We start from the raw sequence: 14,416 nt of genomic DNA, 5'->3' as shown, positions 1-14,416 counted from the left end.
TCCCGCGCGCCCCGCGAAGATCGGGGCGGGCAGTGTGGTTGCAGTTTCAACTTTTTGAAAACTGTTAAGGCTCAATCACCTACGCGGATCACAACCTTTCCGGTGGACTTGCGATCGCGCAGCAAGCTCAGCCCCTCGGCGACCTGTTCCAATGGAAGCACGTGGCTGACATGCGGGCGAATCCTCTTCTGGTCGTACCAATCAAAGAGTTTTTCCAGCGATCCGGTCAGAATCTCGGGTTTGAAGGTCAGGTAGCCGCCCCAGTACAGGCCCATCACGGTCAGATTCTTCACCAGGAGGTGATTGGCCTTGATCTGAGGTACCTCTCCGCTTGCAAACCCGATGGTCAGAATTCGCGCCTCCGGCTTGCAGGAGCGGAAGGCGGCGTCAAACTGCGCGCCGCCCACGGCATCGTAAACGACATCCGACCCGCCAAGCGCGAGAACCGCCTCCCGGATGTCCTCGGTGCGGGCATCGATGAGGTGGTCCGCGCCGGCCCGCCGCGCCACCTCGAGCTTCTCCGGGCCGCGGGCGCAGGCGATGACAGTGGCCCCCATGAGCTTGCCGATCTCGACCGCCGTGAGCCCGACACCGCCCGCCGCGCCGAGCACCAAAAGGGTTTCTCCGGGCTGGAGGTGTGCCCGGTGGTCGAGCGCCAAGTGACTGGTTCCATACGCAATTTGGAAGGCGGCCGCGTCCTCGAAGCTCATGCTGTCGGGGATCTTGACGGCGCGCGCCGCATCGAAGACCCCGATCTCGGCGAGCCCGCCCTTGCCGCCGAATACGGCGACCCGATCGCCGGGGGCGAAGCCGCTCACACCGGCGCCGACGGTCTCGACCGTGCCGGCAACTTCCATCCCCAGGGTGAAGGGCACCGGTGGGGTATCCTGGTACTTCCCTTCAATCATCAGCAGATCGGCAAAGTTGAGCCCGCAGGCTCCGATCTTCACCCTGATCTGCCCTGACGCGCATTCAGGAATGCGTATATCCGTTAGGGTAGGTTGCTTTTCATGCGAGCTGAGAAGAAAAGATAGCATACGGGCCTCGTGGATCGTGGTCGTGAAGGTGACGGTGCTTTTGTTAATTTGTCAAATCTCGATCCGCCCCCATATGTGCTTAAGTGGTACGTGCATCTACAACCGTTAGGTGCACATAGTGGACTGTATTTACCGTATTGGGCGCATCGCGCTTGATCGGAGGGCCTGCGGCGATGTATTGTCTTGCAGGCTGGTAGAAGATCGCTGGGCTGCGTGTGTGTGCGTCCAGAGCCTGTCGCGCCCCCTGGCGCAGGAAGAATTAGTCGCCCCTGGTACGGGGTGTGGTAGAAGGAAACGCCAATGACGCATCCCGTGGACGTCCATGTGGGCAAACGCATCCGTCACCGCCGCTGGCTGGTGGGGATGACGCAACAGCAACTTGCCGAACAGGTCGGGATCAAGTTCCAGCAGATCCAGAAGTACGAGACCGGCGCCAACCGCGTCAGCGCCTCCCGCCTCTGGGATATCGCCGATGCGCTCGAAGTGCCGGTGAGCTTCTTCTTTGAAGGCATCGATGCTGAGCAGGAGGTCCCGGAAGAGGCCGCCGCGGCCGCCGCGATGCCCGCCGACATCCTCGGCGACAAGGAAGCACTGGACCTGGTGCGCTCCTACTACGCAATCCCCGAGAACCAGCGTCGTCGCTTGTTCGAACTGGCCCGCGTCCTGTCCGACGTGGCTTGAGCCTGCTTCGCCGCTGCGTTAGCTGATTTTCAGGAAAATCAGCGAGGTGGCGGCGATGGCCGATCTTTCCGAAAATCTGGCCGACGAGCTTTGGGAAACGGCGCATGCGCTGGCAGATGCCGCGCGTGCGGCGATCCTTCCGCATTTCCGGGCCCACGGGCTCGACGCGGAGAACAAGCAGGCCGAGGGGTTCGACCCAGTCACCGTGGCCGACCGCGCTGCCGAAGAGGCGATGCGCGGATTGCTCGCGGCGCGCCGGCCCGAGGATGGCATCCTCGGCGAAGAGCTCGGGACCACCACCGGCAGCAGCGGACTGACCTGGGTGCTTGATCCCATCGACGGCACCCGTGGCTTCCTCAGCGGCACCCCCACGTGGGGCGTGTTGATCGCGCTTTCGGACGAGACCGGCCCGAAGCTCGGCATCATCGACCAGCCCTATACCGGCGAGCGCTTCTGCGGCGGGCTGGGCCGTGCCGAGTGGAGCGGCCCCCTGGGCGCCTTCGATCTCTCGACCCGTCGCCCGCGCGGTCTCGACGAGGCGATCCTGTTCAGCACCTTCCCCGAAATCGGAACCGAGGCCGACCGCATCGCCTTCACCCGCGTGAAGGACCGCGCCCGGCTGACCCGCTACGGCATGGATTGCTATGCCTACGCGCTGCTCGCCGCCGGACAGATCGATCTGGTGATCGAGGCCGGGCTCTATCCCTACGACGTGCAGGCGCCGATCGCGGTGATCGAGGCCGCGGGAGGGGTGGTGACCAATTGGGAGGGCGGCCCGGCGCATCAGGGCGGCCGGGTGCTGGCCGCGGCCAATGCCGAGCTGCACGCCGAGGCGCTGGCGCTGCTAAAGGGCTGAGGGGGCGTCAGGCCACACTCGGCGCGGGAGTTGCGGCTCACGCAAGGTCTGTCTTTCAATCCCGAAGCGAACCGGCCAGTCTTCCGCCGAACCGACGGAAAGCTGCGCCATGCCCGAAACCCTGATCCGCAACGCCCATAGCGTGCTCACCATGGATGACGCCGGCAGCGAGTTCGCTGGCGGCGATGTGCTGATCCGCGACGGTGTGATCGCGGAGATCGGCGACGGTCTCAGCACCAGCGGGGAGGTGGTCGACGCCTCGGACTGCGTGGTGACGCCCGGGCTGGTGAACACCCATCACCACCTCTACCAGACCCTGACCCGCGCGGTGCCCGGCGGGCAGGACGCTCTGCTCTTCGGCTGGCTCAAGACGCTCTACCCGATCTGGGCGCGCTTCGGCCCCGAGGAGATGCGCATCTCGGCCCTGACCGGGCTCGCCGAGCTGGCGCTATCGGGCTGCACCCTGACCTCCGATCACCTCTATCTCTATCCTAACGGCGCGCGGCTCGACGATACCATCGATGCCGCCACCGAGATCGGGCTGCGCTTCCATGCCACCCGCGGCGCCATGAGCATCGGCGAGAGCGAGGGCGGGCTGCCCCCCGATGCGCTGGTCGAGCGAGAGGAGGCCATTCTCGAGGATTGCATCCGCGTCATCGACGCCTTCCACGATCCGCGCGAGGGCGCGATGGTGCGCGTGGGCGTGGCGCCGTGTTCGCCCTTCTCGGTGAGCCGCGAGCTGATGCGCGATGCCGCGCTGCTGGCCCGCGACAAGGGCGTGATGCTGCACACCCACCTCGCCGAAAATGATGAGGACATTGCCTACTCGCTGGCAAATTTCGGCTGTCGCCCCGGCCAATATGCGGAGGAGCTGGGCTGGACGGGCCCCGATGTCTGGCATGCGCATTGCGTGAAGCTCGACGGGCAGGAGATTGATCTCTTTGCGAAATCCCGCACCGGGGTCGCGCATTGCCCGTGCTCGAACTGCCGGCTCGGCTCCGGCATCGCGCCGATCCGCGAGATGGTCGATGCCGGGGTTTCCGTGGGGCTCGGGGTTGACGGATCGGCCAGCAACGACACATCTAATCTTGTGGTTGAGGCGCGTCAGGCAATGCTGCTTCAGCGTGTTTCGCGCGGAGCCGATGCGATGAGCGCCCGCGAGGCACTGCGGCTGGCGACGCGCGGCGGGGCCGAGGTGCTGGGCCGTCACGATTGCGGCCAGATCGCCCCGGGGAAGCGGGCGGACCTCGCACTCTGGGACGTCCGTGGCATCGACAGCGCCGGCAGTTGGGACAAGGCGGCGCTGTTGCTGGCGGGGCCGCAGCGGGTCCGGCACCTGTTCGTCGAGGGGCGGCAGGTGGTGCGCGACGGACACCTGACCACGATCGATCTGGGCGCCACGGTGGCGCGGCAGGAAGCATTGGCACACCGTCTGGCCGAAGGGGTTTGAACGGGACGGTAACAAAGATCCGGCAAGGATCATGACGACAGACGAATGGGAACGAGCATGAAACATCTGATTTGCGCGGCGGCTCTGCTGCTCATGGCGGGCTGCACCAGCCAACCAGCCAACATCACAAGCCGGAACGCACCGTCGACTCCAGCGCTCAGCAGTGCGGCGGAGCCCGCGGCGATGGCCCAGGTGCCATCGCTGAACGAGTATCGCGCCGCCAACGGGCTGCGGCCGCTGTCGCGCTCGTCGAAGCTGCAGGCGGCGGCCGAGGCCCATGCGCGCGACATGCAGCGCATGAACCTGATGACCCATACCGGCTCGGATGGCGGCTCGATGACCGACCGGCTCGACCGCGCCGGCTATCGCTACCGCGCGGCCGCCGAGAACGTGGCGCAGACCCGTCAGGGGCCTGAGAACGCTATGCGCCTCTGGATCAACTCCGCCGGCCACCGCCGCAACATGCTCAAGACCAACGTCACCCAGTATGGTCTTGCGCGGGCAGGCAATTTCTACGCGATGGTGCTGGCCGCGCCGCGCTGAGACGGGCCGGCGGCGTGCCGCCGCTTGTGAAAGGACAGAATGGCCAGCGGGTGGCCCACGGGCTATTTGTCACCAATGGGCGCATCCGTTCCGGGTGCGCCGTGTGACAGGAGCCCCGCATGCCCCCCATGACCGCCATCGCGCGCCTTCTTCTTCTCGTGCCGCTGGTCGCCTGTGTCGAGATCGACGTGCGTGACGCTTCTCCGGCAGGGTCCGTCACGGCTGTGCGGAGCACGGGGGCGGCTCCGGGCGTGCGCGCCGGCGAAAACGCACCGACCCAGACCGTTTTCAGCGATCGTGGCTGCCCGGCGGGCAGCGGCATGAGCGCGGATCAGGGCTTTGCCGCCTATCGCGCGGGCAGGGGGCTTCCGGCCCTGCGCCGCTCGCAGGCGCTGGCCTCGGCCGCTTCTTCGCATGCCCGGGATGTGGCACGCCTGCAGACCGTCACCCATGTGGGCTCGGATGGCAGCAAGGTCGGGCAGCGGGTGACGGCGGCGGGCTACCGCTTCCGCCATGTGCATGAGAATGTCGGCTGGACGCCATGCGGGTTCGACTTCGTGCTGCAAAGCTGGACCGGATCGCCTTCGCACCTGAAGACAATGATCCGCACCGATGTGACCGATTACGGCATCGGGCGGTCTGGCGACTACTGGGTGCTGATCACCGCCCGGCCGAAATAGGGGCTCGGCGCTTCCGGCCGGCCACCCAGGTCGAGGCGATGGCGCGGTCATCGCCCATCATGATGGTCGGAAACAGCGCCTCCCAGATATCGCTGGCCTGCGCCACGCGCTGCGCGATGGCCGGCGTCGAGGCAAGGTCGAGCACGATGAAATCCGCCTCCATGCCGGGAGCAAGATTGCCGATGCGATCCGCCACATGCAGCGCCCGCGCCGAGCCCTGCGTCGCCAGCCAGAGTAGCTCCGACGCGTGCAGCGGGCGGTGGCGCAGCTGGCCGATCTCGTAGGCCGCCGCCATCGTGCGCAGCATGGAAAACGACGATCCGCCGCCGGTGTCTGTGGCGAGCCCGACGATCTGGCCCTCCTTCGTCAGCCCGTCCATGTCGAAGAGTCCCGAGCCGATGAAGGTGTTGGAGGTCGGGCAGTGGATCAGCGAGGCGCCCACCTCGCACAACCGGTCGCGCTCGCGCGGCTCGAGATGGATGGCGTGGCCATAAAGCCCGCCGGCGCCGAGCAGGCCATGGGCCTCGTAGGTGTCGAGATAGTCGCGCGCCGAAGGGTAGAGCGACTTGACCCAGGCGATCTCGTCGGTCTGCTCGCTCAGATGGGTCTGCATCAGGCAGTCCGGGTGCTCGCCCCAGAGCGCCCCCAGCGCCTCGAGCTGTGCCACGGTCGAGGTCGGCGAGAAACGGGGCGTGATGACGTAGGAGGCGCGGCCGGTGCCGTGCCAGCGGTTCAGCAGGGCCTTGCTGTCGTCATAGGCCGATTGCGCGGTGTCGCGCAGGCCTTCGGGGGCGGTGTCGCGGTCCATGCAGGTCTTGCCGGCAAAGACCCGCATCCCGCGCGCCTCCGCCGCCTCGAAGATCGCATCCACCGAAGCGGGATGAATGGTGCAATAGGTGCAGACCGAGGTGGTGCCGTGATCGAGCAGCAGGTCGAGATAGCGCCCCGCCACAGCGCGGGCATGCGCCGGATCGGCAAAGCGCATCTCCTCGGGGAAGGTGTAGTGGTTGAGCCAGTCGATCAGCCGCTTGCCCCAGCTCGCGATCATGCCGGTCTGCGGGTAATGCGCGTGGGCATCGACAAAGCCCGGCAGGATCAGCCCGTCGCCATGGTCGACCAGCTGCGCCCCGGGATGCGCCGCACGCATCGCGTCGGACGGGCCCACAGCGAGAATCCGGTCGTCCTCGACCACCAGCGCGCCGTGGCGCTCGTGCCAGACGGCGTCATGGCCCTCGTCGAAGGGCGAGCCGTCAAAGCTCAGGACCTGTCCAAGATGAAGCGTCGCCATGGTCTCTCCGATGCAAACCCGCCGCAACATGACGGCATGGGCTCCGAAGCGCAATGTGCCCTGTTGCTTGCCGTCGCGATCCCCTAATCTGCGGCGAAACGGCAGGCAGCGGAGCAGCGATGACCCAGGAACCGGAACAGGCCGTCGAGGAACAGGACGCGCGCGATGACGATGACGCCTATGCGCTGAGGCCGAAGAACGTCACGGCGATTCTCTACGCCGTCGATACCGACGACCGCGAGCAGCTGGTCGCGTTGCTAGAGCCGCTGCACCCGGCCGACATCGCCGACATGCTCGAGCAGATCAACGCCTTCGACCGGATGCGGCTGATCAAGCTCTACGGCAAGGAATTCGACGGCGACATCCTGTCGGAGCTCGACGAGTCGATCCGCGAAGAAGTGATCCGCACGCTGCACCCCGAGGTGCTGGCGGAAGCGGTGCGCGAGCTCGAATCCGATGACGTGGTCGACCTGCTCGAGGATCTCGACGAGGCCCAGCAGGAGGCCATCCTCGAGGTGCTGGAAGACAGCGACCGTGTCGCCGTCGAGCAATCGCTGACCTACCCGGAATATTCCGCCGGCCGCCTGATGCAGCGCGAGGTGGTGATGGCCCCCGAGCACTGGAACGTGGGCGAGGCGATCGACTACCTGCGCTCGACCGAGGACCTGCCCGAGCAGTTCTACCACATCGTGCTGGTCGACCCGAAGCTGCGCCCGATCGGCAATGTCGGGCTGGGCCGGCTGATGGCGTCGCGCCGCGAGGTGCTGCTGCGTTCGCTGATCTCCGAGACCTTCCACGTCTTCCCGGTGACCCGGCCGGAAGGCGAGGTCGCCTATGCCTTCAACCAGTATCACCTGATCTCGGCCCCCGTGGTCGACGAGAACGAGCGGCTGGTCGGTGTCATCACCATCGACGATGCCATGGCGGTGCTCGACGAGGAACACGAGGAAGACATCCTGCGCCTCGCCGGTGTCGGCGAGGAGAGCCGACTGTCGGACACCGTGCTCGAAACCACCAAGCAGCGCCTGCCATGGCTGGCGGTGAACCTGATGACGGCAATCCTGGCCAGCATCGTCATCGCCCAGTTCGAGGACGTGATCGCGCAGGTGGTGGCGCTGGCCGTGCTGATGCCGATCGTCGCCTCGATGGGCGGCAATGCCGGCACCCAGTCGCTGACCGTGGCGGTGCGGGCGCTGGCCACCAAGGACCTCACCGGCTCCAACGTCTGGCGCATCATCCGCCGCGAGGGCACGGTGGGTCTGGTCAACGGCGCGGCCTTCGCGCTGGTGATGGGGGTGCTGGAATATCTCTGGTTCGGCTCGGCGGTGCTGGGCATGGTGATCGCGGCGGCGATGGTGATCAACATGCTGGTGGCGGGGCTGGCGGGGATCATGATCCCGGTCGTGCTCGACCGGCTCAAGATCGACCCGGCGCTGGCCTCCGGCACCTTCGTGACCACGGTGACCGACGTGGTGGGCTTCTTCGCCTTCCTCGGCCTCGCCAGGGTGGTGCTGCTGTGAGCGAGGCGGCTCTGGCCGAGGCCAAGGCGGCGGCCCGCAAGGCCGCGTTCGCCCGGCGCAAGGCGGCCCATGCCGCCGATCCCGGCAGCGGGGCAGGGCGGCTGTCCGAGCTGCTGGCAGGCCATCGCGGCGTGCCTCTGGCGGGCTACCTGCCGATCCGCACCGAGATCGATCCGCGCGCCGCGATGGCCGAGGCCTCGGCCTATGGCCCGGTCTGCGTGCCGGTGATCGAGGGCGAGGGCCAGCCTCTGCGCTTCGCGCTCTGGGAGCCCGGGATGCCGCTGGTGCCGGGCCCGTTCGGCGCGATGATCCCCGAGGCGCCCGAGTTCGTCACCCCCGAGATTCTCATCGTGCCGCTGGTGGCCTTCACCCGCGCCGGCGCGCGGCTGGGCTATGGCGGCGGCTTCTACGACCGCACGCTGGAGGAGCTGCGCCGGCGGGGCGCGGCGCTGGCTGTCGGCTTTGCATATGCCGCGCAGGAGGCCGAGGCGCTGCCGCTCGATCCCTGCGACCAGCCGCTCGACCTGATCGTCACCGAAACCGAGATGATCTCTCCGATCTGACGGAACCGGCGCGGCGCCCGCGACGTTGACATGCCGAAGCCCGGGTCCGCCCGGGGGCGCTCCCGACGAAAGACCCGGGCGCCATCCCATGTTGACGACTAGGAGTGAGAGATATGCCGCAGAATTTTGTTCCCTTCCTGAGCGAAAACGCCCGCACCGAGATGATCGGAGTTCTCAATGATCGTCTGGCCGACACCATCGACCTGTCGCACGCGGTCAAGCAGGCGCACTGGAACCTCAAGGGCGTCGGGTTCATCGGCGTGCACGAGCTGCTCGACGATGTGACCGACCACCTTCGCGAAGGCTCCGACATGATGGCCGAGCGCGTGGCGATGATGGGCGGCCTCGCACAGGGCACGTCGCAGACCGTGGCCGAGAAGAGCTCGCTCGAGCCCTATCCCACCGAGCTGGTGACCGTCGAGGACCACGTCCAGGCGCTGGTGAGCCGCTTCAACGATTATACCGTCAAACTGCGCCAGTCGATGGAAGCCGCCGACGAGGCCGGCGACGAAGACACTGCCGATCTGTTGACCGAAGTGAGCCGCACCGCCGAAAAGGACGCCTGGTTCATCGGTTCCAACAGCGCCAAGGCCGCCTGACGCGGCACGCGCACAGCTCCGTCCAAGACCGTCAGGGCGCCCCCATCTCGGGGCGCCCTTGTCACGTCTCGGCTCCGCTTCGTGCCGAAGCCGATCGACCCGCTCCAGACCCGTTCGAGATCGCCCCGTCCGCGCCTCGCTCCGGAAAACAGGGCGCAAAGCTCGACGCCCGCACCACGCCCGGGTCTTCTCTGGTTCAGAAATACCTCGGGGGAGTCGCAGCTCTGCTGCGGCGGGGGCAGCGCCCCCCACGCCACTTAAGGGTTCGGACCCGACCTCCGGCCGCTCAGAGAGCCCGCCAGCCGATATCGCGCCGGCAGAAGCCCTCGGGCCAATCGATCCCGTCGACCAGCGCATAGGCCCGCTCCGCCGCTTCGGCCAGCGTCGCCCCGCGCGCGGTGGCGTTCAGCACCCGTCCGCCGCTCGCCACCACCTTGCCGTCCTTTTCCGAGGTCCCGGCGTGGAACACCTGGTGGAAGCTGTCCTCGGCCAGCCCGTCCAGCCCGCCGATCACCGTGCCCTTCTCGTAGGAGCCGGGATAGCCTTCCGCCGCCAGCACCACGGTCATGGCGTGATCGTCGCCCCAGGTGACCTGCGCCTCCGCCAGCCGCCCTTCGGCGCAAGCCTGGATCAGGTCGAGCGCCTGCGCGCCCAGCCGCATCATCAGCACCTGGCATTCCGGGTCGCCGAAGCGGACGTTGTATTCCACCAGCCGGGGCTGGCCGTTCTCGATCATCAGCCCGGCATAGAGCACCCCGGAATAGGGCGTGCCGCGCCGTGCCATCTCGCGCATGGTGGGCCTGACGATCTCCTCGAGCGCCTTTTCCGCCACCGCGTCCGAGAGCACCGGGGCCGGGGAGTAGGCGCCCATGCCGCCGGTGTTCGGACCGGTATCGCCTTCGCCGACGCGCTTGTGGTCCTGCGCGGTGCCGATCGGCAGCACGTCCTCGCCATCGACCAGCAGGAAGAAGCTGGCCTCCTCGCCGGTCATGAATTCCTCGATCACCACCTCGGCGCCGGCGCCCCCGAAGGCGCCGCCGAACATGTCGTCGATGGCGGCCTCGGCCTGGGCCACGGTCTCGGCGATGATCACGCCCTTGCCGGCGGCCAGACCGTCGGCCTTGACCACGATCGGCGCGCCCTGGTCGCGCACATAGGCCTTGGCGGCCTCGGCATCGGTGAAGTGCCCGTAGGCGGCGGTGGGCGCCTTGGCAGCGTCGCAGATCTCCTTGGTGAAGCTCTTCGAGGCTTCAAGCTCGGCGGCTGCTTTAGACGGCCCGAAGACCGGGAAACCGGCGTCGCGCAGCGCATCGGCGACGCCCGCGGCGAGCGGCGCCTCGGGGCCGATGATCACCAGATCGATGGCGTTCTCGCCGGAGAACTCGACCACCGCGCCGCCATCCTCGATGTCGAGCGAGGCGCACTCGGCGATCTGCGCGATGCCGGCATTTCCGGGCGCCACGATGAGCTTGTCGCATTTGGGGTTCTGCATCACCGCCCAGGCCAGCGCGTGCTCGCGTCCGCCGCCACCGAGAATGAGAATGTTCATGTCCGAAACCCCTTCCGCTTGGTCCTGCGCCGTCCTAGCGAGGCGACTGCGAGCGCGCAAGACGCGGCAGCGCCGCGCGCGCCACCAAACCGCCCCTCGCGGGCACGAAATCCCGCCCGCAGGGCATTTTCTTCCCCGCGCCGCGCCGCTACTCTGCGCGCCATGGATCTTCTCGACGACGACACCGGCAACACCCCCGAATTCTCCGTCTCCGAGCTTTCGGGTGCGGTCAAGCGCGTGATCGAGGGCGAGTTCGCCCATGTCCGCGTCAAGGGCGAGGTCGGCCGGGTGTCGCGGCCGCGCTCCGGCCACATCTATCTCGATCTCAAGGATGACCGTTCGGTGATCTCCGGCGTGGTCTGGAAAGGCGTCTCCGCCCGGCTAGAGACCCAGCCCGAGGAGGGTATGGAGGTGATCGCCACCGGCCGCCTGACTACCTTCCCCGGCCAGTCCAAGTACCAGATCGTCATCGAGGATATCCGCCCGGCCGGGCTCGGCGCGCTGATGGCGATGCTCGAGAAGCGCAAGGCGCAGCTCGCCGCCGAGGGGCTGTTCGACCCGAGCCGCAAGCAGAAGCTGCCCTACCTGCCGGAGATCATCGGTGTGGTGACCTCGCCCTCGGGCGCGGTGATCCGCGACATCCTGCACCGCCTGCGCGACCGTTTCCCGCGCAAGGTGCTGATCTGGCCGGTGGCGGTGCAGGGCAAGGCCTGCGCCCCCGAGGTCGCCCGCGCCATCGAGGGCTTCAACGCGCTGACCCCGGGCGGCGCGCTGCCGCGCCCCGACCTGCTGATCGTCGCCCGCGGCGGCGGCTCGGTGGAGGATCTGTGGGGCTTCAACGAGGAGATCGTGGCCCGCGCTGCCGCGGCCTCGCAGATCCCGCTGATCTCCGCCGTCGGCCACGAGACCGACACTACGCTGATCGACTACGTCTCCGACCAGCGCGCGCCGACCCCCACCGCCGCCGCCGAGATCGCCGTGCCCGTCCGCATGGAGCTGCTCGGCTGGACCGGCGAGGCCGGTGCCCGCATGACCCGCGCCATGGGCCAGCGCATCGAGCTGCGCGGCCAGCGCCTGCGCGACCTGTCGCGCGCGCTTCCCAGGGCCGAAACCCTGCTCGACCAGCCCCGCCAGCGGCTCGACCTGCTGGGCGAGCGCCTGCCGCGCGGCCTCATTCGCGGCACCGAACAGCGCCGCGTCGCCCTGTCCGACGCTGCCGGCGCCCTGCGCCCCTCGCTGCTGTCGCGGGTCATCGCCCATGGCCGCGAATCCCTCGGCCGCCGCACCGACCGCCTGTCCCTGCGCCCGATCGAGCGCGAGATCCGGCAGGGTCGCGAGCGCCTCGACACGATGACCCGCCGCCTCGACGAGGCCGGCCAGCGTCGCCTCGAGACCCCTCGCGGCACCCTCGACGGGCTCAGCCGCCTGCTCGAGACGCTGAGCTACAAGGGCACCCTGTCACGCGGCTACGCGGTGGTGCGCAGCGGCGAGGGGGCCATCCTAACCCGCAAGGCCGCCGCTGAATCCGCCGCCGCCCTCGAGATCGAGTTCTCCGATGGCCGCCTGCCGCTCGGAGCCGCCGCCGCGGGCACCCCGCCGGCGCCCACTCCAAGGCCTGCCGCGCCGCGCCAGAAGCGCAAGCCCGCCGCCGACAAGCCCGAACAAGGCAGCCTGTTCTAAGCGCATCACGCCCCAGCCAACAGCGCCACGCGCCTCGGCCTCTCGCCGCGCGCCTGTCTTCTCTGGTTCAAAAATACCTCGGGGGAGTCGCAGCTCCGCTGCGGCGGGGGCAGCGCCCCCAATGCCTCCTCACCAGCCCCTCGAAACGCTCAAGAGCCGCGCTGTCGCGCTCAGACCCCGACCTCCGGACCGAGGCACATCATCGGCGCATCGTCCTGCCGCGCCTCGTAAAGCACGGTATTCGCGGGATCGTTCTCGAACACCGCCCGTAGCCCCGAGCCCTCGCGAAAGAAGCTCCAGCATTGCGGTTGCGGATCGTCGTCATAAACGAAGCAGATCAGCCCGGCATCCTCGTACCAGCTGCCATCCTTGCAGTCGCCATCGAGGAAGGACCAGCGCACCTGCCGGTCGGGCAGGTATTCCTCGACCCCGTAGGCGCTGCCACCGAGCCCGAAATAGAGCGTCTTGCCGGTGGTGTAGCGCTCGAACTCCGCCCCGGACATCGGCTCGGCGGCGAGGCCCGGCAGGGGCAGGCAGGTGAGGAGAAGAACGAGCAGGCGCATGGTGCGAGCCTGCCAGAGCTTGGCTGCGGGCGGAAGGGGGCGCGGTCGTATCGGCCGCGGGCTGGTGAAAAATGTGCCGTCCGCCGCGCATCCCGGCCGGCATCTGGGCCATGGGCGCTCGGGCGTGGCCGCGCAAAGCCCCGACCCGCACTGTCGCATCCTGCCGCCGACGACCTGTCGAACACCGCGCAAGCGCCACGCTCACCTGCCATGCCCTTGCGCGTTGGCAGGAGACTCGGTCCCCGCGCGGCCCGGCCAGGCCCGCGGTGCTAGGGATCCCTGAGCCAGGCCCGGGCCCGGGGATCCATCAGGCGGCGCCAGAGCGGAGGTGCAAGTGCCAGCACCGCCATCACCGGCACGGAATGCGGCAGGAGGGGCATCGCCCCGCGATCGATCTCCAGACCGGGATAGGGCCGGGCGGGGCGGGCGTGATGGTCGGAATGCCGCGGCGCGTTCAGCATCAGCGCGGAGGAGGCCGGCATCGGCGCGTTCCAGCTGTGCTCCGGCCCCACCGGGGCCGGTCGGCCGTCGCGCGTCTGTGCCCGGCGCAGCCCGTAATGCTGCACGTAGTCCGAGAGCAGCAGCTGGCCCTGCGCGTAGGCGCAGAGGCCGAGCAGCGCCAAAACCCCTGCACCTCCGGCAAGGGCGGCGGCGATGGCCAGCGACAGCGCGGCCCCGAGCCCGTACAACAGGTAGGGGTGGAGGCCCCGTCGCGCGCTCGCGCGGCGGCGCAGCGCGGTCTCGGCCTGCCAGCCCTTGCGGAAGCTGCCGATCCAGGCGCGCGGCGCGAAGCGGTAGTAGCTCTGGCCCAGCGGCGCCGAGTTGGGATCGGCGTCGGTGGCGGCGTGCACGTGATGGACCCGAAGATGGGCCGAGACATGGTGCCCGAAGAGCAGCGAGCAATAGACCGCGACCCCGAGCCGGCGCAGCCGGCGGTCGCCACGGTGGATCAGCTCGTGGGCATTGGCGTTGCTGACCTGCCCGAGAAACAGCGACAGCGCGAAAAACAGCGCCACGCGGCCCGTGATGTCATGCCCGCCGCCGCCGGCAATCGCCCAGGCCCCTCCATAGAGCAGCGGGAAATGCAGCAGCCCGAGCGCCAGCGCCAGCCCGTCGCCGGCGGGAAATTCTTCGCCCGGACAATCCGGGGCGGCGAGTGCTGCGAGCCTGTCGAGCAGGAAGACCCCGAGCGTGATCGCGAGCAGGGCGACCAGCGCAAGCAGGTCGGCCCGGGCCCCGCCGGTGACGATGGCCGCGCCCAGAAGCGCCGCCAATCCAAGGGTCGCGATCGCGAAACGCGCCATGCCCGGTCTTTCCTTCTGCCTGGTCCGGCCCTGATCGACCGGTCGAGCGCCCTCCGGGGCCCGTCGGTCCCAAGGCACGACGCCCGCGCGGCCTGCTGCCGTG

14 protein-coding genes are annotated in these 14,416 nt (G+C 68.4%); 9 read left to right on the top strand and 5 right to left on the bottom strand.

Translation table 11 applies throughout. From position 1 onward, the window contains the following. Positions 1 to 71: 71 nt before the first annotated feature. Entirely contained in the window at positions 72 to 1,037 is a 966-nt protein-coding gene (locus KUV62_RS13280; protein WP_222604190.1) for an NADPH:quinone oxidoreductase family protein, read from the bottom strand. Between the two features lie 300 nt (positions 1,038 to 1,337). Between KUV62_RS13280 and KUV62_RS13275 the strand changes: the two genes are divergently transcribed. From KUV62_RS13275 to KUV62_RS13255, 5 genes are all read left to right on the top strand, one after another. After that, complete coding sequence (locus KUV62_RS13275) at positions 1,338 to 1,718, top strand: helix-turn-helix domain-containing protein (RefSeq protein ID WP_222604189.1); 381 nt, start codon at positions 1,338 to 1,340, stop codon at positions 1,716 to 1,718. 55 nt (positions 1,719 to 1,773) lie between these two features. Next, complete coding sequence (gene hisN / locus KUV62_RS13270) at positions 1,774 to 2,574, top strand: histidinol-phosphatase (protein ID WP_222604188.1); 801 nt, start codon at positions 1,774 to 1,776, stop codon at positions 2,572 to 2,574. 109 nt (positions 2,575 to 2,683) lie between these two features. Beyond that, positions 2,684 to 4,024: an 8-oxoguanine deaminase gene (locus KUV62_RS13265; RefSeq protein WP_222604187.1), complete on the top strand. Its 1,341-nt coding sequence runs from the start codon at positions 2,684 to 2,686 to the stop codon at positions 4,022 to 4,024. A 183-nt stretch (positions 4,025 to 4,207) separates the two neighbouring features. Beyond that, complete coding sequence (locus KUV62_RS13260; protein WP_222604186.1) at positions 4,208 to 4,567, top strand: CAP domain-containing protein; 360 nt, start codon at positions 4,208 to 4,210, stop codon at positions 4,565 to 4,567. A 128-nt stretch (positions 4,568 to 4,695) separates the two neighbouring features. Further along, positions 4,696 to 5,247 carry a CAP domain-containing protein gene (locus tag KUV62_RS13255; protein ID WP_222604185.1) on the top strand — a complete coding sequence of 184 codons (552 nt, stop codon included), beginning with the start codon at positions 4,696 to 4,698 and terminating at the stop codon, positions 5,245 to 5,247. Here the strand turns inward: KUV62_RS13255 and guaD are convergent. Next, positions 5,228 to 6,535: a guanine deaminase gene (gene guaD, locus KUV62_RS13250; RefSeq protein ID WP_222604184.1), complete on the bottom strand. Its 1,308-nt coding sequence runs from the start codon at positions 6,533 to 6,535 to the stop codon at positions 5,228 to 5,230. The two genes, KUV62_RS13255 and guaD, sit on opposite strands and share 20 nt — an antisense overlap. Before the next feature lie 119 nt (positions 6,536 to 6,654). On the opposite strand from guaD, the gene mgtE reads away from it, so the two are divergent. The 3 genes from mgtE (at position 6,655) to dps (ending at position 9,217) form a co-directional block, all read left to right on the top strand. Next, the gene (gene mgtE / locus KUV62_RS13245; RefSeq protein ID WP_222604183.1) at positions 6,655 to 8,055 is read left to right on the top strand and encodes a magnesium transporter; all 1,401 of its coding nucleotides are present in this window, start codon (positions 6,655 to 6,657) and stop codon (positions 8,053 to 8,055) included. Next, entirely contained in the window at positions 8,052 to 8,618 is a 567-nt protein-coding gene (locus tag KUV62_RS13240; RefSeq protein WP_222604182.1) for a 5-formyltetrahydrofolate cyclo-ligase, read from the top strand. Before mgtE ends, KUV62_RS13240 begins: the two co-directional genes overlap by 4 nt. A gap of 113 nt (positions 8,619 to 8,731) precedes the next feature. Continuing rightward, entirely contained in the window at positions 8,732 to 9,217 is a 486-nt protein-coding gene (gene dps, locus KUV62_RS13235; RefSeq protein WP_222604181.1) for a DNA starvation/stationary phase protection protein Dps, read from the top strand. Positions 9,218 to 9,503: 286 nt separating this feature from the next. Here the strand turns inward: dps and purD are convergent, their stop codons facing one another. Then, positions 9,504 to 10,766 (bottom strand): phosphoribosylamine--glycine ligase, encoded by a 1,263-nt coding sequence (purD, locus tag KUV62_RS13230; RefSeq protein ID WP_222604180.1) that lies wholly within the window; start codon positions 10,764 to 10,766, stop codon positions 9,504 to 9,506. A 162-nt stretch (positions 10,767 to 10,928) separates the two neighbouring features. On the opposite strand from purD, the gene xseA reads away from it, so the two are divergent. Then, positions 10,929 to 12,446, top strand: coding sequence for an exodeoxyribonuclease VII large subunit (gene xseA, locus KUV62_RS13225; RefSeq protein WP_222604179.1), 1,518 nt, complete (start codon positions 10,929 to 10,931; stop codon positions 12,444 to 12,446). Between the two features lie 170 nt (positions 12,447 to 12,616). On the opposite strand, the gene KUV62_RS13220 is transcribed toward xseA, so the two are convergent. Next, entirely contained in the window at positions 12,617 to 13,009 is a 393-nt protein-coding gene (locus tag KUV62_RS13220; protein WP_222604178.1) for a hypothetical protein, read from the bottom strand. 269 nt (positions 13,010 to 13,278) lie between these two features. After that, positions 13,279 to 14,313, bottom strand: a complete 1,035-nt coding sequence (locus KUV62_RS13215; protein ID WP_222604177.1) for an alkane 1-monooxygenase — start codon at positions 14,311 to 14,313, stop codon at positions 13,279 to 13,281. Positions 14,314 to 14,416: the final 103 nt, after the last annotated feature.

Origin of the sequence: Salipiger bermudensis (genome assembly GCF_019801965.1) — a bacterium.
Classification (GTDB): domain Bacteria; phylum Pseudomonadota; class Alphaproteobacteria; order Rhodobacterales; family Rhodobacteraceae; genus Salipiger; species Salipiger bermudensis_A.
Note: the sequence above shows the minus strand (reverse complement) of the source record. Positions and strands in the feature narration are given on the sequence as shown.